The sequence below is a fragment of the Streptomyces sp. NPDC019890 genome (assembly GCF_044903445.1).
Lineage (GTDB): Bacteria > Actinomycetota > Actinomycetes > Streptomycetales > Streptomycetaceae > Streptomyces.
On record NZ_JBJDQK010000011.1, the window covers coordinates 78,625 to 104,102 of the forward strand.

Annotated in this window: 26 protein-coding genes; 19 read left to right on the forward strand and 7 right to left on the reverse strand. The window is 69.8% G+C overall.

Annotation, left to right across the window (positions count from 1 at the left end; genetic code table 11):
• From panD to ACI2LP_RS26875, 3 genes are read left to right on the forward strand one after another with little or no spacing between them, the layout of a single operon-like run.
• Positions 1-417, forward strand: a complete 417-nt coding sequence (panD, locus tag ACI2LP_RS26865; RefSeq protein WP_404727082.1) for an aspartate 1-decarboxylase — start codon at positions 1-3, stop codon at positions 415-417.
• 31 nt (positions 418-448) lie between these two features.
• On the forward strand, positions 449-793 hold the full coding sequence (locus ACI2LP_RS26870; RefSeq protein ID WP_404727083.1) for a GNAT family N-acetyltransferase: 345 nt from the start codon (positions 449-451) through the stop codon (positions 791-793).
• Between the two features lie 50 nt (positions 794-843).
• Positions 844-1,476, forward strand: coding sequence for an aspartate/glutamate racemase family protein (locus ACI2LP_RS26875; protein WP_404727084.1), 633 nt, complete (start codon positions 844-846; stop codon positions 1,474-1,476).
• Positions 1,477-1,767: 291 nt separating this feature from the next.
• Here ACI2LP_RS26875 and gndA read toward each other — a convergent pair whose 3' ends face one another.
• Entirely contained in the window at positions 1,768-3,210 is a 1,443-nt protein-coding gene (gene gndA / locus ACI2LP_RS26880) for an NADP-dependent phosphogluconate dehydrogenase (protein WP_404727085.1), read from the reverse strand.
• Positions 3,211-3,656: 446 nt separating this feature from the next.
• Between gndA and ACI2LP_RS26885 the strand changes: the two genes are divergently transcribed.
• The 9 genes from ACI2LP_RS26885 to ACI2LP_RS26925 all read left to right on the forward strand — a co-directional run bounded on the left by ACI2LP_RS26885 (position 3,657) and on the right by ACI2LP_RS26925 (position 12,523).
• A complete protein-coding gene (locus ACI2LP_RS26885) occupies positions 3,657-4,418 on the forward strand; it encodes a DeoR/GlpR family DNA-binding transcription regulator (protein WP_404727086.1) in 762 nt (253 codons plus the stop codon).
• 126 nt (positions 4,419-4,544) lie between these two features.
• On the forward strand, positions 4,545-5,897 hold the full coding sequence (locus ACI2LP_RS26890; protein WP_404727087.1) for an ABC transporter substrate-binding protein: 1,353 nt from the start codon (positions 4,545-4,547) through the stop codon (positions 5,895-5,897).
• 23 nt (positions 5,898-5,920) lie between these two features.
• On the forward strand, positions 5,921-6,868 hold the full coding sequence (locus ACI2LP_RS26895; protein ID WP_404727249.1) for a carbohydrate ABC transporter permease: 948 nt from the start codon (positions 5,921-5,923) through the stop codon (positions 6,866-6,868).
• The gene (locus ACI2LP_RS26900) at positions 6,865-7,758 is read left to right on the forward strand and encodes a carbohydrate ABC transporter permease (RefSeq protein WP_404727088.1); all 894 of its coding nucleotides are present in this window, start codon (positions 6,865-6,867) and stop codon (positions 7,756-7,758) included. The genes ACI2LP_RS26895 and ACI2LP_RS26900 overlap by 4 nt, the downstream gene beginning before the upstream one ends.
• Positions 7,755-8,747, forward strand: coding sequence for a zinc-dependent alcohol dehydrogenase family protein (locus ACI2LP_RS26905; RefSeq protein WP_404727089.1), 993 nt, complete (start codon positions 7,755-7,757; stop codon positions 8,745-8,747). Before ACI2LP_RS26900 ends, ACI2LP_RS26905 begins: the two co-directional genes overlap by 4 nt.
• Entirely contained in the window at positions 8,744-9,658 is a 915-nt protein-coding gene (locus ACI2LP_RS26910; protein ID WP_404727090.1) for a PfkB family carbohydrate kinase, read from the forward strand. The genes ACI2LP_RS26905 and ACI2LP_RS26910 overlap by 4 nt, the downstream gene beginning before the upstream one ends.
• 230 nt (positions 9,659-9,888) lie before the next feature.
• A complete protein-coding gene (locus ACI2LP_RS26915; protein ID WP_404727091.1) occupies positions 9,889-10,446 on the forward strand; it encodes a GNAT family N-acetyltransferase in 558 nt (185 codons plus the stop codon).
• Between the two features lie 269 nt (positions 10,447-10,715).
• A complete protein-coding gene (locus ACI2LP_RS26920) occupies positions 10,716-11,729 on the forward strand; it encodes an NADP-dependent oxidoreductase (RefSeq protein ID WP_404727092.1) in 1,014 nt (337 codons plus the stop codon).
• A 5-nt stretch (positions 11,730-11,734) separates the two neighbouring features.
• The gene (locus ACI2LP_RS26925; RefSeq protein WP_404727093.1) at positions 11,735-12,523 is read left to right on the forward strand and encodes an SDR family NAD(P)-dependent oxidoreductase; all 789 of its coding nucleotides are present in this window, start codon (positions 11,735-11,737) and stop codon (positions 12,521-12,523) included.
• A 33-nt stretch (positions 12,524-12,556) separates the two neighbouring features.
• Here the strand turns inward: ACI2LP_RS26925 and ACI2LP_RS26930 are convergent, their stop codons facing one another.
• Positions 12,557-13,474, reverse strand: coding sequence for a hypothetical protein (locus ACI2LP_RS26930; protein WP_404727094.1), 918 nt, complete (start codon positions 13,472-13,474; stop codon positions 12,557-12,559).
• Between the two features lie 94 nt (positions 13,475-13,568).
• On the opposite strand from ACI2LP_RS26930, the gene ACI2LP_RS26935 reads away from it, so the two are divergent.
• Positions 13,569-14,537 (forward strand): helix-turn-helix domain-containing protein, encoded by a 969-nt coding sequence (locus ACI2LP_RS26935; protein ID WP_404727095.1) that lies wholly within the window; start codon positions 13,569-13,571, stop codon positions 14,535-14,537.
• Positions 14,538-14,758: 221 nt separating this feature from the next.
• Here ACI2LP_RS26935 and ACI2LP_RS26940 read toward each other — a convergent pair whose 3' ends face one another.
• The 4 genes from ACI2LP_RS26940 to ACI2LP_RS26955 form a co-directional block, all read right to left on the reverse strand.
• Positions 14,759-15,550: an ABC transporter permease gene (locus ACI2LP_RS26940; protein WP_404727096.1), complete on the reverse strand. Its 792-nt coding sequence runs from the start codon at positions 15,548-15,550 to the stop codon at positions 14,759-14,761.
• Positions 15,547-16,524, reverse strand: coding sequence for an ATP-binding cassette domain-containing protein (locus tag ACI2LP_RS26945; protein WP_404727097.1), 978 nt, complete (start codon positions 16,522-16,524; stop codon positions 15,547-15,549). The genes ACI2LP_RS26940 and ACI2LP_RS26945 overlap by 4 nt, the downstream gene beginning before the upstream one ends.
• 76 nt (positions 16,525-16,600) lie before the next feature.
• Complete coding sequence (locus ACI2LP_RS26950; protein ID WP_404727098.1) at positions 16,601-17,446, reverse strand: DUF4097 family beta strand repeat-containing protein; 846 nt, start codon at positions 17,444-17,446, stop codon at positions 16,601-16,603.
• A 92-nt stretch (positions 17,447-17,538) separates the two neighbouring features.
• Positions 17,539-18,054, reverse strand: coding sequence for a toxin-antitoxin system HicB family antitoxin (locus tag ACI2LP_RS26955; RefSeq protein ID WP_404727099.1), 516 nt, complete (start codon positions 18,052-18,054; stop codon positions 17,539-17,541).
• Positions 18,055-18,449: 395 nt separating this feature from the next.
• Here ACI2LP_RS26955 and ACI2LP_RS26960 point away from each other — a divergent pair, with 395 nt between their 5' ends.
• Both ACI2LP_RS26960 and ACI2LP_RS26965 read left to right on the forward strand, forming a co-directional pair.
• Positions 18,450-19,262 carry an MBL fold metallo-hydrolase gene (locus ACI2LP_RS26960; RefSeq protein ID WP_404727100.1) on the forward strand — a complete coding sequence of 271 codons (813 nt, stop codon included), beginning with the start codon at positions 18,450-18,452 and terminating at the stop codon, positions 19,260-19,262.
• A 137-nt stretch (positions 19,263-19,399) separates the two neighbouring features.
• Positions 19,400-20,059, forward strand: coding sequence for an HAD family hydrolase (locus ACI2LP_RS26965; RefSeq protein WP_404727101.1), 660 nt, complete (start codon positions 19,400-19,402; stop codon positions 20,057-20,059).
• On the opposite strand, the gene ACI2LP_RS26970 is transcribed toward ACI2LP_RS26965, so the two are convergent.
• Positions 20,040-21,314: a transcriptional regulator gene (locus tag ACI2LP_RS26970; RefSeq protein WP_404727102.1), complete on the reverse strand. Its 1,275-nt coding sequence runs from the start codon at positions 21,312-21,314 to the stop codon at positions 20,040-20,042. The genes ACI2LP_RS26965 and ACI2LP_RS26970 overlap by 20 nt on opposite strands.
• A 1,034-nt stretch (positions 21,315-22,348) precedes the next feature.
• Here ACI2LP_RS26970 and ACI2LP_RS26975 point away from each other — a divergent pair.
• The 4 genes from ACI2LP_RS26975 to ACI2LP_RS26990 all read left to right on the forward strand — a co-directional run bounded on the left by ACI2LP_RS26975 (position 22,349) and on the right by ACI2LP_RS26990 (position 25,456).
• Positions 22,349-22,501 carry a hypothetical protein gene (locus ACI2LP_RS26975; protein ID WP_404727103.1) on the forward strand — a complete coding sequence of 51 codons (153 nt, stop codon included), beginning with the start codon at positions 22,349-22,351 and terminating at the stop codon, positions 22,499-22,501.
• Between the two features lie 86 nt (positions 22,502-22,587).
• The gene (locus tag ACI2LP_RS26980; RefSeq protein ID WP_404727104.1) at positions 22,588-23,811 is read left to right on the forward strand and encodes a JmjC domain-containing protein; all 1,224 of its coding nucleotides are present in this window, start codon (positions 22,588-22,590) and stop codon (positions 23,809-23,811) included.
• Positions 23,733-24,611, forward strand: a complete 879-nt coding sequence (locus tag ACI2LP_RS26985; RefSeq protein ID WP_404727105.1) for an aldo/keto reductase — start codon at positions 23,733-23,735, stop codon at positions 24,609-24,611. Before ACI2LP_RS26980 ends, ACI2LP_RS26985 begins: the two co-directional genes overlap by 79 nt.
• Positions 24,612-24,619: 8 nt before the next feature.
• Positions 24,620-25,456, forward strand: coding sequence for an aminoglycoside phosphotransferase (locus ACI2LP_RS26990; RefSeq protein WP_404727106.1), 837 nt, complete (start codon positions 24,620-24,622; stop codon positions 25,454-25,456).
• Positions 25,457-25,478 lie beyond the last annotated feature (22 nt).

The following is a 25,478-nucleotide window of genomic DNA, read 5'->3' on the forward strand; positions in this document are numbered from 1 at the left end:
ATGTTGCGCACCATGTTCAAGTCCAAGATCCACCGGGCCACCGTCACCCAGGCCGATCTGCATTACGTCGGATCCGTCACCGTCGACGCCGCTCTGATGGAGGCCGCCGATCTGCTTCCCGGCGAGCTCGTCCACATCGTCGACATCACCAATGGCGCCCGGCTGGAGACGTATGTCATCGAGGGCGAGCGCGGCTCCGGCGTCATCGGCATCAACGGCGCGGCCGCTCATCTGGTGCACCCCGGTGATCTGGTGATCCTGATCAGCTATGCCCAGGTCGACGACGCGGAGGCGCGCACGCTGGTGCCGAGTGTCGTCCATGTCGACGCGCAGAACAGGATCGTCGCGCTCGGCTCGGACGCCTCCGCGCCCGTACCCGGCGGCGATACGGAACGCAGTCCGCACGCCGTCGTCTGACCCGCCCAGCGCCCAGAAGGAGACAGCCGCCATGGCAGCACCCGAGATCCGCGACAACCGGCCGACGGGGCTTCTCCAGGCGTACGTGGACGGTCAGCCGGCCGGCCACATCGTCTACTTCACCCTCGACGCGACTCCGGCCGCCCTGGTGGCTGTGCACACCGTGGTGGGGCCGGAGTACGAGGGCCAGGGCGTCGCGGGCGCGCTGGTGCGGGAGTTCTACACGATGGCGGCACGCGAGGGCGTCCCCGTCGTGCCGCTGTGTCCGTACGCGGCCAAGTGGGCCCAGCGGCATCCCGACGAGGCCCCTGAGCCGCCGGCCGAGCTGGTCGCGGCGGCGGAGGCACAGCTGAGGGCGAACCCGCAGCTCTGGTGATCGCGGCCGCGCCATCAGGCCACGCCGGGACATGGCCTAGCCTTCGGGTCATGCTGGCGCTGCTGCACACCTCACCCGTCCACATCCCCGTCTTCGAGGCCCTGCGGGATCAGGACCACCCAGGTCTTGAGCTGCGCCACCTCGTCCACGAGGTGTTGCTCGTCCGGGCAGGCCGAGAGGGTCCGGCCGCGGTCGCGCCCGCCGTCGCGACGGTACTGACCAGTGCCGTCGCCGAGGGCGCGAGCGCCGTCCTGTGCACCTGCTCCACGATCGGCGGCGTCGCCGAGGCCTGCGCCGAAGGCCTCGGCGTGCCGGTGCTGCGGGTCGACCGGCCGATGGCCGCCGCGGCCGCCGCGGTGGACCGGATCGTGGTGGTGGCGACCGTGCGCAGCACCCTGGAGCCGACCGTCGCGCTGATCCGAGAGGAAGCGGCGGGCCGTGCCGTCGAGCTGCGCACCCTGCATGTCGAGGGCGCCTGGGAGCGCTTTGAGGCGGGCGACCGCGGCGGCTATCTGGACGCGGTGGCCGCCGCAGTCGACGCGGTGCTGGAGGCGGATGTCATCGTGCTGGCCCAGGCGTCGATGGCGGACGCGGCAGCCCGTACGACGACCGCCGTTCCCGTCCTGTCCAGCCCGCGGCCCGGGCTGCGGGCCGCCGCCGGGGCCGTCGCGTCCGGAGCATGACGCGTGGACCCGGCGCGCGTGGGCAAGCGCAACGGGAGACATTGGGAACGCACGACTCCGTACCTCAGGAGAACCGGATGACCCAGCCGCCCGTACCGCCTTCGCCGCCCCTCCCGGGACCTGATCCGGGGCCCCTGCCCGGCCCGGTGCCGCCTCCGTCACCGCCGCCGGGACCTGCGCCGGACCCCATTCCGCAGCCGCCGGGCCCCGGCCCCGAGCCGGTACCCCCGCCGGAGCCGGAGCCCCAGCCGGGGCCTGCGAGCTGATCGCCCTCACCCCAGGAGCGCAGACTCAGTCGGTGCCAACCTCCGAGCGGTCGCCGCCCCAGAGGGTGTGGAACGAACCCTCACGGTCGGTCCGCCGGTAGGTGTGGGCGCCGAAGAAGTCGCGCTGACCCTGGGTGAGCGCCGCGGGCAGCCGCTCGGCGCGCAGGGCGTCGTAGTACGCAAGGGCCGCCGAGAAGCCCGGCGTCGGGACGCCCTGCCGGGCGGCCGCCGCGACCACCTCGCGCCAGTCGTCCTGTGCCGTGCCGATCTCCGCCGCGAACTGCTTGTCGGACAGCAGGCTCGGCAGGTCCCGCTGCGCGTCGTACGCGCCGCGGATGCGGTCCAGGAACGCCGCCCTGATGATGCAGCCCGCCCGCCAGATCGCGGCCACCGAGCCGAGGTCGATGCCCCAGCCGTACGCGTCGCTGCCCGCCTGGATCTGGTGGAAGCCCTGCGTGTACGAAACGATCTTGGACGCGTACAGCGCCTGCTCGACCCGGTCGGCGAAGCGCCCGGCCTCGGCCTCGCTCAGCGGCTGCGCCGCCGGACCGGGCAGCGCTCGGGAGGCCTCCCGCAGCTCCGCGTGCCCCGACAGCGAGCGGGCGAAGACCGCCTCCGCGATGCCGGAGACCGGCACGCCCAGATCGAGGGCGATCTGCACGGTCCAGCGGCCGGTGCCCTTCTGCTCGGCCTGGTCCTGGACAATGTCGACAAAGGGCCTACCGGTTGCCGCGTCCGTGTGGGCCAGGACCTCCGCCGTGATCTCGATCAGATACGAGTCGAGACGCCCGGTGTTCCAGGTGCGGAAGGTCTCCGCGATCTGGGCCGGGGAGTAGCCGGCCACCGCGCGGAGAAGGTGGTACGCCTCGGCGATCAGCTGCATGTCGGCGTACTCGATGCCGTTGTGCACCATCTTCACGAAGTGGCCGGCGCCGTCCGGACCGATGTGCGCGACGGTCGGCGTGCCGTCGGGAGCCTTGGCGGCGATCTTCTCCAGCAGCGGCGCGAGCGAAGCGTACGACTCGGCCGAGCCGCCCGGCATGATGCTCGGCCCGTGCAGCGCGCCCTCCTCGCCGCCCGAGATGCCCGCGCCCACAAAGTGGATGCCGCGCTCCCGCAGCTCCTTCTCACGGCGCCGGGTGTCGGCGAAGTGGGCGTTGCCGCCGTCGATGATGACGTCGCCCTCCTCCAGCAGCGGTGCGAACTCCTGGATCACGGCGTCGGTCGGATCGCCCGCCTTGACCATGATGATCAGGCGGCGCGGGCGCTCCAGGGCCGCGACGAACTCCTCGGCCGACTCGGCGGGCACGAACGTGCCCTCGTGACCGAACTCCTCGACCAGCGCCCGCGTCCGGGCCGCCGTGCGGTTGTGCACGGCGACCGCGAAGCCGTTGCGGGCGAAGTTACGGGCGAGATTGCGGCCCATCACCGCGAGTCCCGTGACACCGATCTGGGCTGTTCCACTCATACGTGTGCTCCTGGATGTCCGTCGGAAAATCCATCTCCGCCCCCACGCATACGTACGGGCGGAGCCAGCCATTCATTGATCCTCAAGCCCTCCGGATTGTTCCGCATTCCGGGTCGGCCACGGGTCGGCACTGCGGGTCTGAGCCGGGGCAGCGACAGGTCGGCGAAGGGTCGCAAACCGGGTCGGCCACAGTGCGCCGCCGCTCAAGTTTCCGCCCGCGGGCACGGTTCGGACGCCCGCCGGGTGCAAAGCGGGCAGTAACGCCCACCGCGATTGGGGCCCGATGGCCCCCGACCAGCGGCGACGGCTGTGGTGAAACGGGCAGATACGGGCACAGCAGATCTTGCGAAGAGCCTGGTCGAGCGGGGTTGACTGCTTGTACAAACGACGCATGGGCCCGAACGGACGCCAGGCCCGCAGCACCAGCAGAAGCAGGGAAGTGTGTCGTGGACACCGAGGAACGCCGACGGGGAATTCTCGAGACGGCCCGGCGGGACGGGTCGGTCGACGTCAACCGGCTGGCCGGCCAGTTCCGGGTGGCAAAGGAAACCATCAGGCGGGATCTGCACACCCTGGAGGAGCACGGCCTGGTGCGGCGTACGCACGGCGGGGCCTACCCCGTCGAGTCCGCCGGATTCGAGACCACGCTCGCGGTACGGACCACCCGTCATGTGCCGCAGAAATCGCGGATCGCTGCGGCCGCCGCCGAACTGCTCGGCGACGCGGAGACCGTCTTCGTCGACGAGGGCTTCACCCCGCAGCTCGTCGCCGAAGCGCTGCCGCGGGACCGGCCGCTGACCGTGGTCACCGCCTCGCTCGCGGTGGCGACCGTTCTCGCGGACGCCGAGAAGACCTCCGTACTGCTCCTCGGTGGCCGCGTCCGCGGCGGCACCCTGGCCACGGTCGACCACTGGGCCACCCGGATGCTCTCCGACTTCGTCATCGATCTGGCGTACGTCGGCGCGAACGGCATCTCACGTGAACACGGCCTGACCACACCCGACCCGGCGGTCAGTGAGGTCAAGGCACAGGCCATGCGCAGCGCACGCCGCCGGATCTTCGCCGGAATCCACAGCAAGTTCGGCGCGGTGAGCTTCTGCCGCTTCGCCGACGTGGGCGACTTCGAGGCCATCGTCACCGACGCCGGCCTGCCGTCGGCGGAGGCGCATCGCTACTCCCTCCTCGGCCCGCAGGTCACCCGCGTCTGAGCCCGCCGGCGCCGCACAACTGCCTCACCCCATAAGTTCTTTGATCCCCGGCCGCCCGGCCGAGGGTAAAGCCGTCATGTCTTGAACCACCGATTACTGAGCCGTTACGACCGATCAGGAGAAAACATGGCCCTTCAGCGACGACGTGGAATCCGCCTGAGTGCGGGGGCGGGCACGGCCGCCATGGCCCTGCTCGCGGGGTGCAGCGGAGCAGGCGCCTCCTCCTCAGAGGCGGAGTCGGTGAACGTACTCATGGTGAACAACCCGCAGATGGTCGAGCTGCAGAAGCTGACCGCGGACAACTTCACCAAGGAGACCGGCATCAAGGTCAACTTCACCGTGCTCCCGGAGAACGACGTCCGCGACAAGATCAGTCAGGACTTCTCCAACCAGGCCGGCCAGTACGACGTGGCCACCATCAGCAACTTCGAGGTGCCCTTCTACGCCAGGAACGGCTGGCTGCACGAGCTCGACGAGTATGCGAAGAAGGACTCCGCCTTCGACCAGAAGGACATCCTCAAGCCCCTGCGCGAATCGCTCACCGCGAAGGACGGAAAGCTCTACGCCGAGCCCTTCTACGGCGAGTCGTCCTTCCTCATGTACCGCAAGGACGTCTTCGCCAAGAAGGGGCTGACGATGCCGGCGCAGCCCACCTGGCAGCAGGTGGCCGATCTCGCGGCCGAGGCGGACGGCGCCGAGAGCGGGATGAAGGGCATCTGTCTGCGCGGGCTCCCCGGCTGGGGCGAGGTCATCGCCCCGCTCACCACCGTCGTCAACACCATGGGCGGCACCTGGTTCACCCAGGACTGGCAGGCGCAGCTCACATCGCCGGAGTTCAAGAAGGCCACCCAGTTCTATGTCGACCTGGTGCGGGGGCACGGTGAGGCGGGAGCGGCCCAGTCCGGGTATGCCGAGTGCCTCAACAACATGACCCAGGGCAAGACAGCGATGTGGTACGACGCCACGGCCGGCGCAGGTTCCCTGGAGGCCGCCGGATCCCCGGTCAAGGGCAAGATCGGATACGTACCGGCGCCGGTGGAGAAGACCAAGAGCTCCGGCTGGCTCTACACCTGGGCCTGGGGCATGCAGAAGGCTTCCAAGAAGTCGGACAGCGCCTGGAAGTTCATCTCCTGGGCGTCCAGCAAGAAGTACGAGGCACTGGTCGGCCAGAAGAGCGGCTGGGCCAATGTGCCCGCGGGCAAGCGGGCCTCCACCTACGCCAACCCGGAGTACCGCAAGGCCGCGGGCGCCTTCGCGAACATCACCGAGAAGGCCATCGCCGGCGCCAACCCGCAGAACCCCGGCACCCAGCCGCGTCCCGCGGCCGGGATCCAGTTCGTCGGCATCCCCGAGTTCACCGACCTCGGCACCAAGGTCTCGCAGGAGATCAGCGCGGCCATCGCCGGCCGCCAGTCCGTCGACCAGGCCCTGGCGGCCTCCCAGAAGCTGGCCGAGAAGGTCGGCAAGGAGCAGCAGTGAGTGCCTCCGTCACCACACAGCCGCTGAGCCCACAGGTCCGGTCGAAGCAGGCGCGTCAGTCGAAGGAACGGAAGGGGGGCGTACGGGCCTGGGCCACCCGGGCCCCGCTCCTTCCGGCCCTCGTATTCCTGATCGCGGTCACCCAACTGCCGTTCGTGGCAACGCTGGTGATCTCGCTCTTCGACTGGAACTCCCTCAACCCGGACGCGCGCAGCTTCGCCGGACTGTCCAACTACACCTCCGTGGTCACCGACCCGGAGCTGCGCGACTCGGTCTTCACCACCGTCCTGCTCACCGCGAGCGTCGTCGTCGCCACCGTGGTGCTCGGGCTGCTGCTCGCCCTGCTCCTCGACCGCACCTTCTTCGGCCGCGGCATGGTGCGCACCCTGCTGATCACGCCCTTCCTGATCGTCCCGGTCTCCGCGGCGCTGCTGTGGAAGCACGCGCTCTACAACCCGGAGTACGGACTGCTCAACGGGGCCTGGACCTGGGTCGCGGGACTCTTCGGCGACGACACCCCCGCCCAGCCGGACTGGATATCCGGCATGCCGCTCGTCGCCGTCGAAGCCGCGCTCGTCTGGCAGTGGACGCCGTTCATGATGCTGATCCTGCTCGCGGGGCTGCAGAGCAGGCCCGCCGACATGATGGAGGCCGCGCGCCTCGACGGAGCGAGCGCCTGGCAGTCCTTCCGCTATCTCACGCTGCCGCATCTGCGCCGCTATCTCGAACTGGGCGTACTGCTCGGCTCCGTGTACATCGTGCAGAACTTCGACGCGGTGTTCACGATCACCTCCGGAGGGCTCGGCACCGCCAACCTCCCGTACACGATCTACCAGACCTTCTACCAGGCCCACGAGTACGGACTGGCGTCCGCCGCGGGAGTCGTCGTCGTGATCGGCACGATGATCATCGCGACATTCGCGCTCCGGGTGGTCTCGTCCCTCTTCCGTGAGGAGGCGAACCGCGCATGACCGCGACCACAGCCGCCCCGGCTCCTTCGAAACTGCCGCCGGAACTGCTGCCACCCGCCGCGCGCCGGGCCAGGCGCCGCTCGGCAGCGCTTGGCCTGCTCGCGTGGGTGGCGGGCATCGGGTTCTGTCTGCCCGCCGCATGGATGCTGCTGACGTCACTGCACTCCGAGGCGGACGCGGCGACCAATCCACCCACCCTCGGCGCGCCGCTGACCCTGGCCGGCTATCGGGAGTTCTTCGGTGCGGGCGGCGGTCCGAGCCCCTGGCCGTCGCTGATCAACTCCCTGACCGCGTCGGCGTTCTCCACGCTGCTGGTGCTCGTCCTCGCCCTCCCGGCGGCGTACGCGCTCTCCATCCGGCGCGTACGCAAGTGGACGGACGTGATGTTCTTCTTCCTGTCCACCAAGATGCTCCCGGTCGTCGCAGGGCTCCTGCCCGTCTACCTCTTCGCGAAGAACGCCGGAATGCTGGACAACATCTGGCTTCTCGTCATCCTCTACACCTCGATGAATCTGCCGATCGCGGTGTGGATGATGCAGTCCTTCCTCGCCGACGTACCGGTCTCGATCATCGAAGCCGCGCAGGTCGACGGCGCCCGGCTGCCCACGGTCCTGGCCCGGGTGGTGGCGCCGGTGGCCGCCCCCGGGATCGCGGCCACCGCCCTGATCTGCTTCATCTTCAGCTGGAACGAGCTTCTCTTCGCCCGCGTGCTCACCGGCGTGGTCGCCCAGACGGCGCCCGTCTATCTGACCGGATTCGTCACCAGCCAGGGCCTGTTCCTCGCCCAGCTGTGCGCCGCGTCCGTTGTTGTGTCCCTGCCGGTGCTCGCCGCCGGATATGCCGCCCAGGACAAGCTCGTCCAGGGCCTCTCTCTTGGAGCTGTTAAATGAGGGCAGCGATCGTCGAAGCCCCCGGCAAGGTCCTGGTCACGACGGTTCCCGACCCCACCCCGGGGCCCCGCGATGTCGTCGTCTCCGTGGCCTCGTGCGGTCTGTGCGGCACCGATCTGCACATTCTGCAGGGCGAGTTCGCGCCCACGCTGCCGATCCTGCCCGGCCATGAGTTCGCCGGCGAAGTCGTGGGCGTCGGGAGCGACGTCACCGAGCTGACCGTCGGCGACAAGGTCGCCGTCGACCCGTCCCTGCACTGCCACGAATGCCGCTACTGCCGGGCAGGACGTGGCAACCTCTGCGACCGGTGGGCGGCCATCGGCGTCACGGTGCCCGGTGGCGCCGCCGAGTTCGCCGTCGCGCCCGTCGCCAATTGCGTACGGCTGCCCGACCACATCGACGTCAAGGACGCGGCCCTGATCGAGCCGCTGTCGTGCGCGGTCCGCGGATACGACGTGCTGAACAGCAGCACCCTCGGCGCCAGTGTGCTGATCTACGGCTCGGGAACCATGGGCCTGATGATGCTGGAGCTCGCCAAGCGCACCGGCGCCGCGGGCGTGGACGTACTCGACGTCAATCCCGACCGCCTCGCCACGGCCTCTCGGCTCGGCTGCTCCCGCTCGGCAGCCACCGCTCAGGAGCTGGACCAGCCGGGTGGCTGGGACTTCGTCATCGATGCGACCGGTAACGCCGCCGCCATCCAGGACGGTCTCGGCCGGGTCGCCAAGGGAGGCACCTTCCTGCAGTTCGGGGTCGCCGACTATGCGACGACCGCGGTCATCGAGCCGTACCGGATCTACAACCAGGAGATCACCATCACCGGCTCCATGGCCGTGCTGCACAGCTATGAGCGTGCCGCCGCGCTCTTCGCGAGCGGAGTGCTCGATCCGTCCGTCTTCATCAGCGACCGGCTGCCGCTGGAGGAGTACCCGCAGGCCATCGACCGGTTCAAGGCAGGGCAGGGCCGCAAGATCGTGGTGGAGCCGTGAGTGGCGCGCCGGACGGAGTACTGGTCCTGGGCGAGGCACTCATCGATCTCGTCCCCGTGCCCGGCGAACCGGAGATCCTGCGCGCCCAGCCCGGCGGCGCCCCCGCCAATGTCGCGGTCGGCCTGGCCCGCCTCGGCATGCCCGTCGCGTTTGCCGGAGCCCTCGGCGGCGACGGCTTCGCGCGGGTCATCGAGCGGCGGTTGGGGGACGCGGGCGTGGACCTCACCCTCTGCGCCCGCTCCGGCCTCCCCACGGCGCTGGCGGTCGCCGACCCGGGGGAGAAGGGCACCGGCTACCACTTCCACCTCCAGGACACGGCGACGTTCGGACTGCCGGAGCAGACCGCGGAGGCCGGACGCTACGGCGCGGTGTACGTCGGAGGACTGGCCGCGGTCGTCGAACCGGCAGCACAGGCCGTCGCGCTCACCGCGCAGGCCGCCGCCCGGCACTCCTTCCTGGTGGTGGACCCCAATGTGCGCGAGGACCGCACGATCGACCGCGGTCGCAGCCTCGGCCTGCTGCGTGAACTGTGCGAACTGGCGCATGTCGTCAAGGCGAGCGACGAGGACGTGCTGCGGCTGTGGCCGGACACAGACCCGGACGAGACCTGCCGGGGACTGGCCGCGGGAGGCTGCCTGGTGGTGATGACGCGGGGTGCCGAGGGCGCCGTCGCGTACACCCCGGCCGGTCCGCCCGTCTCCGTACCGGCCGTACCGGTCCAGGTGGTCAACACCATCGGCGCCGGGGACGCCTTCATGGCGGGCGCCCTCGCGTGGCTGGGCACGTCGGGCGGCTGGGATCGCGGGCTGAGCCCGGACCGTGCGGTGAGCATGCTGGAGTTCGCGGCACAGGTGGCGGCGTCGGTCGTCACCCAGGCGGGGACCGAGCCGACGGCACCGGCCCACGTGTGACCGCTCGCCTCGCCGGATCTGCCTCCGGCCGGGGCGAGGGTTGTCGGCCGGCCGAGGCCTGTCTCCGAGCTGGTTACCTCCCGTGAGGCCGGCGGCAAGTACACCGAATCGGCCATATCGAGACGATCGTGGTGGTTCCCCTGCGGGGGTCGCGCCGCTCACGATGGAGGCCGGACGGCGGCTGCCCGGCGCCGGGGATGCCGAAGCCGGGGCCGGCAGGGGAGGAATGCATGCTTGAGGTGTTCGTGCGGCGTCTCACCCGGTGGCAGGCCGAACAGCAGCGGGAGAGCGTGGCGGATGTGTACGTGGAGGCCTACCACGGCTTCTCCGGAGAGGAGTTCCACGACCGGCAGGAGTTTCTGCGGCGCTTCGCCGAAGACGTGCAGGCACCCGGCTTCGACATGGTGGTGACCGGCGCGGCGCGGCTTGCCGGGTGCGCCTACGGGTTCCGGCTCGACCGGGAGGGTGGCTGGTGGCAGGGGTTCCGGGGAGAGCTGCCGCGTGAGCTCGAGGAACTCACCGCCTCGGGGCAGGGCTGGGTCCTCGCCGAGCTGATGGTGGTTCCGGCGCAGCGGCGCTGCGGTGTCGCCACCGCGCTCGTGCGCCGGCTCCTCGAGCGCTCCGACACGGCTCTGGTGACCGTGCTCGTCGAGCCGGCGAACGTCCCCGCGCGCAGCGCGTTCCAGAGCTGGGGGTGGAGGCGTATCGGCGCTGTCGGTTCCCACTCGGGCAGGGGTCCTGTGCTCGACGTGTGGAGTGCACCTGCCGGGACTGGCGGTGGTTCGTGACGGCGGTTGGTGCGGCGCGGACCGACGGCGGTCCGTGGCGGCGGGTGGTGGCCGCGTCCCACGACGTCGGCGCCGGGCTGCCCCCGCCGGTGATGTGATGTGAACCACTCGCGCCGCTGCCGCTCCCGGGGCCACTTGCCTCCTGGCATGGCAGCACCTAGCCTCACGAGGCACGTACCGACCAGTTGGTACGTCTCGTTCGGCCCGGCACCGGCAGCGATCTCGCGCCGCGTGCGGGATTCGCACACCACAGCCGAGGAGCCGCGGAGATGAGCCGCACCAACCATCAACTGCGCCTGGCCGCACGTCCCGTGGGGCAGCCCCGCCCCACCGACTGGGAGCATGTCGAGGAGGCGGTCGGCGAGCCGGGCGACGGCGAGCTGCTGGTGCAGGTGCTCTACCTGTCGATCGACCCGGCGATGCGCGGCTGGATGAACGCGGGCAAGTCGTACATCCGGCCGGTCGAGATCGGCGAGGTGATGCGCGCCGGCGCGGTGGGCAGGGTCATCGCCTCCCGCCACCCCGACTTCGCGGTGGGGGACCACGTGTCGGGCTCGTTCGGTGTCCAGGAATACTGCGTGTCCGACGGGCGCGGTGTCACGAAGGTCGACCCGGCGTTGGCGCCGCTGCCCGTGTATCTCGGTACTCTCGGCATGTCCGGCATGACGGCCTACTTCGGTCTGCTCGACATCGGACGCCCGAAGCCGGGGCAGACCGTCGTGGTCTCCGGAGCGGCCGGAGCGGTCGGCAACGTGGTCGGCCAGGTCGCCAAGATCCTGGGCTGCCGCGTCATCGGCATCGCCGGCGGAGAGCGCAAGTGCCGTTCGGTGGTCGAGGAGTTCGGGTTCGACGCCGCGATCGACTACCAGACCGAGGACGTACGGAAGGCGCTGCGCACGCACGCCCCCGACGGCGTGGACGTCTACTTCGACAACGTCGGCGGCGACATCCTGGACGCGGTGCTGACCAGGCTGGCGCGCGGCGCCCGGATCGTCATCTGCGGCGCGATCTCCCAGTGCAACAACACCGAGCCGGTCAAGGGACCGAGCAACTACATGTCGCTGCTGGTCAATCGGGCCTCCATGACGGGAATGGTGGTCTTCGACTACGCCGACCGGTATGCCGAGGCCGTCACCGAACTGGCCGGGTGGCAGGAGGCGGGGCGACTGCGATCGGTGGAGGACGTCGTGTCCGGCGGAGTCGCGGCGTTCCCCGAGACCCTGCTGCGGCTGTTCCGCGGTGAGAACCTCGGCAAGCTCGTGCTCAAGGTCGCGGACGAGTGAGGCAGATGGCAGCCATGGAGCTCAAGGACGCGGGTGTGGTCGTCACGGGAGCCGGGTCGGGAATCGGCGCGGCGCTCGCCCGCCGGTTCGCCGCCGAGGGCGCCCGGCTCGTGGTCAACGATCTGGACGGCGCGGCGGCCGCCCGGGTCGCCGCCGAGGTCGGCGGGCTCGCCGTGCCGGGCGACGCCGGCGCCGAGGAGAGTGTGGCCGCCCTGGTGGCGGCGGCGCGCGCCCACCTCGGCGACATCGACCTGTTCTGCGCGAACGCGGGCATCGAGCCCGGCGGCGGGGAGCACGCCCCGGAGGACGTGTGGGACCAGGTCTGGCAGGTGAACGTCATGGGACACGTGCGGGTGGCGCGTCATCTGATCGGGCCCTGGCTGGAACGGGGACGCGGTCACTTCCTGGCCACGGTCTCCGCCGCCGGCCTGCTCACCCACCTCGAATCGGCGCCGTACTCGGTGTCCAAGCACGGCGCGCTGGCCTTCGCCGAGTGGCTGTCGGCCACGTACGGCGAGAAGGGACTGACCGTCCAGGTCGTGTGCCCGCTGGGCGTTCGCACCGAGATGTACGAGAAGACCGACGGTGCCGCCAAGGCGGTGCTCGGCGGCACGGTCCTCGAGCCTGAGCAAGTCGCCGACAAGGTCATGGAGGGGCTGGCGGACGGGCGGTTCCTCATCCTTCCGCACCCGGAAGTGCAGGACCACTACGCGTTCCGGGCGACCGACACGGATCGGTGGCTCCGCGGGATGCGTCGCCTCCGGCGGCGCATCGACGAGGCCGCGACCGGCTGAGCCCGACCTCGCCACGTAACGGGGTCGGCTTCGTCAGGCCGCGGCGGTGGGCGGAATCAGTTCGGTCCGCAGCTCATGGCTTTCGTCGGGCAGTCGCGCCTCGTAGTAGATCCGGTAGCCGCCGCCGGGCAGCGTGAGGATGTCGAGGTAGCGGACATCCACGACGGGGGAGTTCTCGAGCGGCACGATCAGCGGTCCTTCGGTGGCGCCGTCCTGCGCCGCCAGTCCGGTCCGCTCGAACCAGTTCTCCTGCGCCGTGGCTCGCCCGTCATAGCTGGCGCGGCCGTCGGCCAGGATGCTGGTCAGCCGTGCGCCACGCGCATCCCACTCACCGGGGCGGCCGGTCAGCGCTGTGCCGTGCCACCGCCACCGCAATCCGTCGTCGCTGGTGGCGTACGCCGTCGTCATGCGGTCCTCTTCGCCCGGCTCGTCGAGGGGGTGGCAGCAGATCCATGCGTGCCAGCGCCGACCGTCGTACCGGATCACCGGATCCTTGACCGCCGTCTGCTTGTCGCCCTCGAATACCGGGCGTATCTCCGCCTCGGCCAATCCTTCCGGATCGCCGGCCTCGACAACGCCGATCCACCAGTGCTTGGAGCCGGGTGTGGCACAGCTGACGTAGAGCCGCCACGCGCCGGAGCCGGTACGCACCAGGGCCGGGCGCTCGACCATGGCGGCGCCCAAGCGGTCCGCGGTCAGGACGCCCACGGCGGTGAACCGCTCGCCGTCGACGGAGCGGGCGACGACATTGAAGTCCTGCTCGGCCCGCACCCGGTAGGCCAGGACGACGGACCCGTCAACGTCGAAGGCTGCGCTCGGCGCGCCTGCCCACTGCTGTGGCCCCGGGCCCGGCGCGGCGACGGCGACTGCGGCGCGCCCTGTCCCGGGAAGGGGAAAGGGCGCGGTGAGAAGGTTGTCCGGCCCGCTGCCGGTGTGTTCGCTGAATGCCATGAGTACAGCCTGACGAGCTCTGACCACGGCGGACAGTGGCATGATTGCCATGGTCCGGGAACTTTCTGCCATGAATGTCTGCCATGATGGTGGCGTGATCCGCAACGTGGCTGCCGTGGTCTCAGAGCAGGCCGCAGCCTTCGAGCTGGGCGTGGTCTGTCAGGTCTTCGGCCTGGACCGCGCGGGCGACGACCTGCCGGTCTACGACTTCGCCGTGTGCGCGCCCTCCCCGGGCGCGGTCGGGACCACGTCCGGATTCTCCCTACAGGTCGACCACGGTCTTGAGCGGTTGGCAGCCGCGGACCTCATCACCGTTCCTGCCTGGCCGCAGCTGGACCGAGCGGCTCCGCCGCCACTCCTGGAGGCGCTGCGGACCGCGGTAGCCCGGGGCTCCCAGGTGCTCTCCGTATGCACAGGCGCGTTCCTGCTCGCCGAGACGGGCCTGCTCGACGGGCGACGAGCCGCAACCCACTGGCAGTTCACCGATCTGCTCGCCGAGCGATATCCAAAGGTGCGGGTCGACCGTGAGGTCCTGTACGTCGAAGACGGTCCCATCCTGACCAGCGCCGGAGCGGCTGCCGGAATCGACGCCTGCCTCCATGTGGTGCGCCGCGAGCACGGCGCCGCGACAGCCAACGCCCTGGCCCGTCGCATGGTCGTGCCGGCTCATCGATCCGGCGGGCAGGCACAGTTCATCGAGATGCCCGTCCCTGAGGTCCGCACCAACTATGAACTGTCCGGCCTGATCGACTGGATGCAGGCGCACCTCGACCACCCGATGACCGCGGAGAGTCTGGCCGCGCGGGCGGCGATGTCGCCGCGGACATTCGCCAGGCGGTTCAAAGCGGTAACGGGCACCACGGCCCACCGGTGGCTGCTCGACCAACGGCTGCAGCTTGCCGAGGAACTGCTGGAGACCACCGACCTGCCGGTCGACGCGGTAGCCACCCGCGCCGGCTTCGGCGGCGCGGACACCCTGCGCCACCACTTCGCCGCCCGCCGCGGGGTGGGTCCCGCGACGCACCGCCGTACGTTTCGCTCCGACGTGCACCAGGGCGGATAGAACCGCAATCCGTTGGCCCGCGGCGCACGCGTTTTCACTGTGCGTGCCCGGGTGTGCTGTGCCATCGAAGGTTGATCGTGTGTCACCGAAGTTTGAGTGGCGCGCTGGAGCCGGGCCCGGCGGGCGGCCGAGGACGCGGACGGCGTACCCCGACGCGGTGTCGGAGTACGCCGTCCTCGGGCGGGACGAGCTGCGGGAGGCGGCCCGCGCGGTCGTCTCGGCTACTTCGGATCGCGGTTGAAAACCGCCTTCGACCAGTAGTAGCCGAGCGCGGAGAGAGCCAGGCACCAGGCGATCGCGATCCACCCGTTGTTGCCGATCTCGCTGCCGAGCAGCAGCCCACGCAGGGTCTCGATGGCCGGGGTGAACGGCTGGTACTCGGCGATCGGCTGGAACCAGCCCGGCATTGCGTCGACCGGGACGAAGGCGCTCGAGATGAGCGGCAGGACGATCAGCGGCAGCGCGTTGTTGCTGGCCGCCTCGGCGTTCGGGCTGACCATGCCCATCCCGACGGCGATCCAGGTGAGCGCCAGGGCGACGAGCGCGAGCAGCCCGAACGCCGCAAGCCACTCCAGGGCCGTGGCATCCGTGGACCGGAAGCCGATGGCCACGGCGACGGCGCCCACGAGGACCACGCTCATGACCGACTGCAGCACGCTGCCGACGACGTGCCCGATGAGCACGGACCCGCGGTGGATCGCCATCGTCCGGAAGCGGGCGATGATGCCCTCGGTCATGTCATTGGAGACGGACACCGCGGTCCCGACCACGGTGCCGCCGACGGTCATCAGCACGATGCCCGGCACGACGTAGGCGATGTACTCGGAGCGATCGGCGCCGCCGCCGCCAATGCCCGCGCTCATCACGTCGCCGAAGACGTAGACGAAGAGCAGCAGCAGGACGATCGGCGTGAGCAGGAGGTTCAGCGTGAGGGACGGGTAGCGCCGCGCGTGCAGCAGGTTGCGGCGCAGCATCGTGGACGAGTCACGCACGGCGAGGGAGAGGGAGCTCATCGGAGAGTTTCCTTGCGCTGGTCGGTGCCGCCGGTCAGGGCGAAGAACACGTCGTCGAGGTCGGGGGTGTGCACGGTCAGCTCGTCCGCCTCGATGCCGGCGGAGTCCAGCCAGTCAAGGATGGAGCGGAGCTCGCGCTGGGTGCCGTCGCTGGGGATCTGCAGTGTGAGGGAGTCGTCGTCCCGGGTGACCTCGCGCAGCGCGAGAGCGGCGCTCTGATAGGCGGACGGGTCGGAGAAGCGGAGCCGGACATGCCCGCCGGGGATCAGTCGCTTCAGCTCTTCTGCAGTGCCCTCGGCTGCGATCTTGCCGTCGTTGAGCACGGCGATACGGTCGGCGAGCTGGTCGGCCTCCTCCAGGTACTGAGTGGTGAGGAAGACGGTGACGCCGTCGGAGACCAGCTCGCGGATGATCTGCCACATGTTGTGGCGGCTGCGCGGGTCGAGGCCGGTGGTGGGCTCGTCGAGGAAAATGATCCGCGGGTTGCCGACCAGGGTCATGGCGATGTCGAGGCGGCGCTTCATGCCGCCGGAGTAGGTGGAGGCGGGCCTCTTCGCGGCCTCGGTGAGGTCGAAGCGCTCCAGCAGCTCGGCGGCGGTGCGGCGGCCCTCGCGCTTGGACAGGTGGTGCAGGTCCGCCATGAGGAGCATGTTCTCCTCGCCGGTGATCAGGCCGTCGACGGCGGAGAACTGCCCGGTGACGCCGATCGCGGTGCGCACCCCGTCCGGTGACGTGGCGACGTCGTGGCCCGCGACCTGGGCCTGCCCGCCGTCGGCAGTGATGAGCGTGGACAGGATCTGCACGGTGGTGGTCTTGCCGGCGCCGTTCGGCCCGAGCAGTGCGAACACGGACCCGGCCGGGATGCGCAGATCGATGCCGTTGAGCACGGTCTTGTCGCCGTACGACTTGCGCAGACCGAGGGTGGAGACGGCGGCGGACGACTGCAGACCGCCGCCCCGACTGGACGTGGGCATGACAGAAGAAGGCACGGAGCCCTCCGTTCGAAGGCTGAAGGGACGGGGGGAGTGGGCGAGTTCGCGGGGCCGGTGCTCAGGCCTGGGCGCGGCGCACGTCGATGTTGCCGTAGCGGGTCCGGGCGCGGACCTCGACAGTGTCCTCGGTCTTCTCCGGGGCCTCGGAGGCGGTGAGCGTGTTGCGTGCCTGCCCGTGGTCGGAGCTGACGTCGAGCCAGGCGGCGGTGCCCTCGCGGATGCCGACCTCGATGGCGCCGTAGGAGGTCTCCAACTGGACGGTGCCGCGGGCGACTTCGGCGACGCGCAGGGTGCCGTGGGCGGTGGTGGCGGCGACCGAGCCTTCGGCGCGCGCGATGTCGATGTCGCCGTTGGCGCCGCTCACCCGCAGGTCGCCGGTCGCGGCGCCGACGGTCGTGGTGCCGTGCGAGTTCTTCAGGACGGCGGGGCCGTCGACGGTGCCGACGCGCAGGCTGCCGGAGCTGGTGCTGATCTCGGCCATGCCCTCGATCCGGTCGACGGTGATCGAGCCGTGGGAGGCGGTCAGCTGGAGCGGCCCGGTCGTGTCGAGGCGGACGTCACCGGACGAGGTCTTCACGCGGACCTCGCCGAGCCGGCCCTCGCCGAGCACCTGGGCCCAGGCGCCGGTCATGTCGACGCGGGAGCCCGTGGGCAGTTCGACCGTCACGTCGACGGTGCCGGTGCGCCCGAAGAGATGGCGCTGCTTGGGCGTCCTGACAGTCAGGACGCCGCTCGCGTACGTGACCTCGGTCTGGTCGGCCGACCGCACGTCCTGGTCCCGCTTCGGGTCGCGGGGCCGCACCTCGACGACCGTGTCGAGGCGGTCGCCCGCGGTGAACCGGATGGAACCGGCGTCCACGTGAGCGGTGGCCGAAATCGGTTCGGGAGTGTCGAAAGAAGGCATGGCTGTACCGTCCTCATGAGTCCTTGGGTCGTCCCCGCTGGTGGGACGTGGTGTGGGTGCTGTGCTTCTCTTCTCTTGGGGCGCGGGCGCGGCTAGCGCACCCAGCCCGTGAAGCTCTGTCCGATGGTGCGGGTCCTCTCCGTCGTACGCGGCGTGCCACCGCCGTCGACCGCGGCCGACACGGCCCGGACCAGCCACGCGTTGACCGACAGGCCCTCGCGGCTCGCGGCCTCCTCGGCGCGCGCCTTCAGGTGGGCCGGCAGACGCAGATTGACGCGGGCGGTGCCGCCCTCGTCGCCGTCAGCGGGCGCCTGCGCCTTCAGCGGTTCGACGGGGGCGGCCGGCTCCGTGGGGCCGCGGTCGGCGGGCGGCAGCGTCACCACGAAGTCGGGGTCGAGCCCGCGCAGCCGTACGTCGACCGAGCCGGGGGCGAGCTCGCGGGTGATCTCGTCCATCGCGGCGGAGAGCACATTGAGCATGGTCAGACGGGTCGCCGACTCCAGCGGAGCGGTGAGCCGCTCGGCCAGCTCGCGCGCATCTTCCCCGCCGGCTTCGGCGGCCACCGCGAGTTCGCGGCGGAGGGTGTCGACATACGGGGTGAGGTCCATGACGCCATGATGGCACCACTATGGCGCCCGCTGCAAGTCCGGGTGGCACCTTGCGCCCTGCGGACTTGTGATGGCTGCTCTGACCTGTGGAAACGTGAGAGAGGGCGACCTGAGTCATTGTGGCGCCATGCGTGCTCAGGTGCTTTATGGAGCATGGAATGGCACCGAGTGGCACCGGATGGCGCCGAACGGTGCCACTCGGCGCCATGTGATGCCATGTGATGTCGCAAGGCGGTGGTCTGCCCCTGCCTCGCGGTCTGCCGCCGGGCCGAGCCCACCCGAGGCGGCATGATCGGGCCGCCGAATCTGTACGCGGGATGCGGCGCTGTTGGGAAAGGTCGACGATGAATAGGTAGCCAGTGCGATCCCGACCCAGGGGGGCCTGGAGATGTGACATGCCCGTTCACAAGGTCCGCCCGGACATCAGCGTCCTGAGTGACAGCCTCGAGGTCCCGGGGATCGGGCACATCCCGGTGAACGCCTTCGTGCTGCTCGCCTCCCAGCCCGTCGTCATCGACACCGGCCTCGGGCTGCCCGACCGGAACTTCCTGGAGGCGGTCGGGTCCGTCCTGGATCCCGCCGATGTGCGTTGGATCTGGCTCACGCACCCGGACCGGGATCACACGGGCGGGATCTTCGAGCTGCTGGCCGCGGCGCCCAAGGCGCGTGTCGTGACCACGTTCGTGGCCGTCGGGATCATGTCCTGTGAGCGGCCGCTGCCGCTCGATCGCCTGTATCTGCTCAACCCGGGGCAGACCCTGGATGTCGGTGACCGTACCCTCACCGGGTTCCGGCCGCCGCTGTTCGACAACCCGGCCACGGTCGGCTTCTTCGACGACCGGTCGGGGGTGTGCTTCAGCTCCGACTGCTTCGGGGGGCCGATGCCCAGCGCCGACCTTGCACAGGCCGATGACGTCGGTGCGGTCGGCGTGGAGGATCTGAGGGCCGCGCAACTGCTGTGGGCCACGGTCGACAGTCCGTGGGTGCAGAACGTGGATGTCCAGAAGTTCCTCGCCAGCTTCCAGCCGCTGCGGGACAGGGAGCCCGAACTCATCCTCTCCACCCATCTGCCGCCCGCCCCGGGTATCGCCCGGCCGATGATCGACACGCTGGGTTCGGCGGCCGGGGCGGCGGCGTTCGTGGGGCCGGACCAGGCGGCGCTGGAGCAGATGCTGGCCGGGTTCGAGCCCGGCGGCGGCGGGCACTAGGCGGCTGCACCGGCATCGCGCCCGGCTCGCCGACGCCCGCCTCCTCGGAGACCGCATCGGTGCCCGCCCGACCCGCAGCATGGTGCGGGTCGAGTGTCCTGTCCACAAGATCTCGTACCGGGGCTACGCTGCCGAGCATGATTCGCGCTGTGGTGTTCGACGTCGGTGAGTGCCTGGTGGACGAGACCCGTGAGTACGGGACGTGGGCGGACTGGCTTGGTGTGCCTCGACACACCTTCGCAGCCATGTTCGGGGCGGTCATCGCTCAAGGGCGGGACTACCGCGAGACTTTCCAGGAGTTCGAGCCCGGCTTCGACCTGACCGAGGAGCGTGAGAAGCGCGCCGCGGCAGGCAAGCCGGAGTGGTTCGGTGAGGAGGACCTGTACTCCGACGTGCGGCCGACGCTGGCGGGGCTGCGGGAGGCTGGGCTGTGGGTGGGCATCGCGGGGAATCAGACTGTGCGGGCCGGCGGGCTGCTGCGGGGGCTGGACCTGCCTGCGGACATGATCGCCACCAGTGACGATTGGGGGGCGTCGAAGCCGGATCGGAAATTCTTCGAGCACGTCATCGAGGCGACGCCTGCCGAGCCGGGCGAGATCTTGTACGTCGGGGACCGGCTCGACAACGACATCCGCCCAGCCGTCCAGGCGGGCCTTCTCACGGCCCTGATCCGGCGCGGGCCGTGGGGAACCATTCAGCAGCGTGAGCCCGACGCCGACGCGATCACAACGATGCGGATCGACTCGCTCGCAGAGCTGCCGGAGAAGGTCGCCAAGTTCAACGCTGGAGAGCGCTGACGGTCGTCCCCCAGTCGTACAGCCGGTCGTCGAGGTCGCGGACGCACTGCTCGTTCTGCCATGGGGTGAGCGTGCGTCGGACCTCGCGTACGCGGTCCATGCCGGTCGCGTACCAAGTGATGGCGAGCTGGTCGAGCGCCTGGAAGGCGTAGCCGCATGCCTCCTCTGGGCGGCTGCCTGCAGCCTCCACAGCGGCCAGGTCGCCGAGGACTACGGTGCGCTGCTTGTCGGACTCGGGTGGCAGTGCTTCGAGGACCTGGACGAGGGTCTCGCGCGCCTGCGGGAGGTGGCCGGCCTTCAGCTGCGTATTGCCTTTGAAGGCGGCCAACCGGGCGGGGCTGAACCAATCCATCCAAGCGGGCGTGGCGTGTTCCGAGCCGGTGGCGAGGGTGTCTTCGGCGTGGCCTATCAGGTGGAGGGCAGTACGGGTGTTGCCACAACGGGTTTCGCATTCCGCCTCGACGGCGTCCAGCCAGGCCCAGAACTCGGCGGATGCGGGGCCGCGGCGCGCGTAGGTCCGGGCGGCCACCATGCGCTCGACCGCCGCCTCGTGTTCTCCGGCCCAGCCGGGGATGAAAGCGGCGTGCGCCAGGATCGCCGAGCCGAGTAGCGAGTCATCCGCTTCGCCTGCGGCCTGCAGGGCGCGCAGGAGGGTGTCCCCGGCCTGGTCGGGCTGACGCAGATCGAAGAACTCGATGCGCCCGGCGAGCAGATAGGACTCTGCGAGTGCTGCTGCGAGGGTGCGGCGACCTGGGCTGGCGGTCTCGGGCAGGAGTGCGCAGCCCAGGCGGGCGTGCTCCAGCACCGCTGGGTGGAGGGTGGCCGGAGCCACGGACCAGTACAAGTGGCGATGGGATCGGGTCACCGCCTCGAAGTCCCGGGCGACGCTGGTCGGTTGGATCACGGCTACGGACTGGGCGGGGACCGCGGCCAGGCGGTGCCTGGTCAGGGGAGCGACACTTGGGCCCCGCCGGGTGGTCTCTGCTTGAGAGCCTTCGGGGCCCCAGGGTGGGGTGAAACCCAATTCCTCCATGCTTTGGCCCAGCAGGTTGGTTAGGACGCGACGCACATCGGGCTGCGGCCACGGCGGGGCGGCGGATTCCCAGCGCCGGACTTGCCGGACGCCGACGGCCAGTCCCCGGATGCCGAGCTGCGGAGCTGTCCGGGTGAAGGCGTCCGCGAGGGCTTGCTGGGAGTTGTATCCGGCGGCGACGCGAGCCGCCTTGAGTCGAGTGTTGCCTGCGGGACGGGACATGAACCACCTCCGGGGAAGAACTCTCGCCTGAGAGTCCCACGCCACGTCCTCATTGCGGCGTGAAATCACCCATCAGAGCCCGACGAAGCCCTCTAGAAGTCCTTTTGATGACCCATCAAAGTCCTCGAATGAGGTCAGTGGCCTCGCCACGATGGCACCTTCCAGATCCAAGCCTCAATGCTCGGCGAGGAGTCGGTGCGTCATGCCCCACGAGATCCCACGTCCCCCCACCATGCAAACCGCGGCGGGCTACGAATTGCAAGCCGCGGGCTACCGGTGGGATGCCGTCCGTGTGCCTCGCAGTGTCGGCTTACGGCGCTGGAGATCCTGGGGACCAGCAGCGGCGCCGTTATCGAGGACCCGCACGAGCCCGCGCTGTACTGGTTCGTGCAGACGGGCGCGGCAGCCGCCTGGGACCTACCTGACACGAGACCACTCGGCATGACCCAGCACGTGGTCGTTCCGCCACCTCACCGGGTGCAGGGGCCCGGTCCGCACTGGCGCATCTGTCCGGTCGACGGCCAACTGATCACTGATGTGCAAGCTCTGCGCGTGGCCGTCGAAGACGCCGCCGCTCCTCTCCGTGCGCCATTCCCGGAGACAACATGAACACCTCCCAGCGGCTGTGCGCACATCAGAGGCGGCATGGAGCGCTATCCACCGCCTCGTACGACGGCCGAGACCCCATGGGCACCATCCTCGCCGCGATCTGGGCCTTCGGCTCATTGGTCGCTGCCGGTGGCCTGGCCCTTGTCGTCCATCAGGACCACGTGGGACAGCAAGCAGCTCACCCTGCTGCCCCGACGACTACACCCGACCTGCCCGCGACTTCTAGCCCGCGCCCCGCCGTCCGAACGCACTTGAACGGCATGGACGCAAAAGAACGCCGCCTTTCCCCGAAGGCGGTTCGGTCCGCCTGCGCATCGACCGGCGGGCCGTGTCAGACCGCCCTGCCCCTCGTCCGGCCCCCGTGCCCGACACCGGACAGGGGCAGGACGGCATCCCGTACGAACGAGAAAGAAGAAGGAGGCGTCATGGAACCGAACGGAGATCTCCTCATCGCGGTAAAGAACCTGGTCACTGTCCAGGACCGGTTCGCCGCGCAGGCGGCCGAGTCCGACCCCACCGGAACCTCGGCGGGCGACGACGGTGACAACCGCGACGGGCTGAATCACCCCGAGGTGTAATCGCCACCGCATACGCCGGGGCCCTGTACACCTCGTCCAGAGTCCCGGCCATCCCCCTGTACCTTCACGTCCTCACGGAGGATTCCATGGACCACCGATTCGTACAGGCGATAGAGAAGGCGCTCGGCTGGGCCGGTCCGAGTGCGCTCGGCACCGGATTCGTCCTCGGCGGCATCGACGACGGCGCCCTGCTGGGCCGACTCCTCACACCGCACAAGTTGCTCGACCTCGTGATGCGCAGGGGCCTGAACACCCCACAATTCCGAGTCTTCCAGGACGGCTCGGAGCTGCATCCCAACCGGTACTTCCACGATGCGGTGACCCGGCGTGGCCAGGCCATCAGGATGGCGGACATGCGCCGTCTGCGGGACCTGATGCGGGCCGGGTGCACCCTCGTTCTGGACGAGGTGGATTTCTTCGACCCGACGCTGGAGGCTACTTGCCGGGCGTTGCAGTGGTGGTCGCGGGAGTTGGTCCAGGTCAACGCCTACCTGACCACCCAGGAGGCATCCGGCTTCTCCCTGCACTGGGACGACCATGACGTGGTGATCGTCCAGGTCGCGGGCGAGAAGAGCTGGGAGGTACGGGGAGCCTCGCGCCCCGCACCGATGTACCGCGACTCGGCGCCGAACAACGAGCCCAGCGAAGAGATCGTCTGGGCGGGCACGTTGAAGGCCGGCAACGTCATGCACATCCCACGCGGCTATTGGCACCAGGCCACGCGCAATGATCGTGGGAACGGCCACAGCCTGCACATGACGTTCGGGTTCGTGAAACGCACCGGCGTGAACTGGCTGGCGTGGCTGGCCGATCAGTGCCGCGAGCAGGAGGTCTTCCGGCACGACCTGGACCGCTGGGGCGCGCCGGAACAGTGGGCCGTCCAGCAGGATCAGCTCGCACGAGCCGCCACTGAGCTGATGGGCTCCCACTCCCCTGCCAGCTTCCTCTCAGCACGGGAGCGAGAGCGCCCCGCGCTGCGGCACGTATCGGCTCAGGGCCTCTTCGGGAAGCCGGCCGCCGTCGTGTGCGTCACCGAGTTTCCGCCGCTGATCGAGAAGTACGGGGACAAGGTCGACGTCATCGCTGCAGGCAAGCAGCTCACGCTCGCGGCGAAGGCGCTACCCGCGCTGCGCCTGCTGTTGAGCGGCACCCCGGTAGGCCTGGCCCAGGCGGGGGACGAGACCGGCGTGGATGTGGAGCAGCTAGCCGACATTCTGATCGAGGAGGAACTGTGTGCCGAACTGACCCCGGAGTTGTCCTCGGGCTTTACCGGTCTCGTTACGACCGCCAACTCCTGGAAGGAGCGCTGATCCTCGGCGTCCGAGCGCTCGACACCGGCTACAACTACCAGGACTTCACCGCCCACCGGACGCTGGCGGACGTCGCTGGAGACCTGCTGCCCCAGTTCCACATCTCGACCAAGGTTGGCTTCTTCTCCGGCACACATCGGGCAGAGCACTCCCTCGCTCCACGCAGACTCCGTACGGCGCTGGAGGAGACGGCCCAGGATCTCGGTCGGTCGCCGGACCTGGTGTATCTCCACAATCCCGAACACAGCCTCGTCGGGCTTCCACCGCAGGCTGCGAGCGCGGCCCTGGCCGAAGCCTGCGATGCCCTTGAACAGGCGGTGGAGAGCGGACTGTGCCGGGCATGGGGTATCGCCTCTTGGAATCCGATCGCCCTTCTGGGGGCTGTGAACGGCGGGCCCGCACCATCGGTCCTCATGGTGCGGACCGGCCTACTCGTCGACGAGTCCACGCTCATGGCAAGCGAGGCGCTGGCAGCAGGATTCGGCCTCGGTGTGGAGGGGCGATGGGGGATGGCCCCTTTCGGGGGCAGCACCCAGGACGCTGTGTGGGAGAACGTCAACGCGCGTACGTTCCTTGCTCCTGACCAGGAATGCTCGAACCTCCAGGCCGCGTTCCGCACTGCCTTCCTCCTCCCCCGGGTCGGACGCGTCGCGGTTGGCACCAGCCGTATTGACCACCTTCGGGAGGTGCTCACCGCAGCCTGCCTGGAAGAAAGCGAGGACGTGATCACCCAATATCGGGGATTGCTGCGTGCCAGAGTGGACCGCGGCTTCCGTGGCGTCGATAGGACGGTCGAGTGAGGAGAGGCATGAGGGCATCGCTCGTCGATCTGCGTACGCACCTCCACGACGACGTTCTCGATCACATTGAGCGCAGGCTCGACGTCCGTCTCGACCGACCGGCTGGCGTCTACGGCAATAACGGCGGCACAGCCGGATTCCGCACGGACCGTGAGACCTGGCTGCGCGTGGAATGGAGGCGGCCGGACAGGGCCGACAGTCCTTCATGGGCCGGCCTTGAAGCGGCGGCCGCTGTACGGGGCGTCTCGAAGCCCGACCTCCTTGAGGCTCTTCGGTGGTGGGACGCCCGCAGAGAGGTCGTGTGGCGCGCCGACGAGATGACCCTCGTGCCGGACGCCATCGTGTCCATGTCCGGCAGCATCACCTCTACCCCCGAGCTCCCGCACTCCTGGTGGCAGACACTCAAGGAGTCCCTGGACGCGCTCGCCGCCCACAAGACAGTGCGTGTGGGCATGCGGCAGGCGCACTTCACGCGCCGCATCACAGAGGTCTTCGGCACCGACGTGGACACCACGATCGACGAATGGACCACGGCTCACGCCGATCTGCACTGGGGGAACCTAACCGCCCCCCGCTGCTGGCTGCTGGACTGGGAGGACTGGGGAGCGGGTCCGCGCGGCCTCGACGCGGCCACGCTCTGGGGCTTCTCCCTTGGCGTTCCTGATCTCGCGGACAGGGTCCAGGCCGAGTTCGGTGCCGACCTGCAAACGCGATCGGGGAAGTTGGCGCAGCTCCTCTTCTGCGCCAACGCCCTGCGCGCCCACGCCAGGAACAGCAAGGCCATGCCATTCACCGAACCGGCACGCGCGGCCGCCGAGGCGCTCCTCGACGACCTGAAGACCTGAGCGGAGACGCCAGATCAGGACT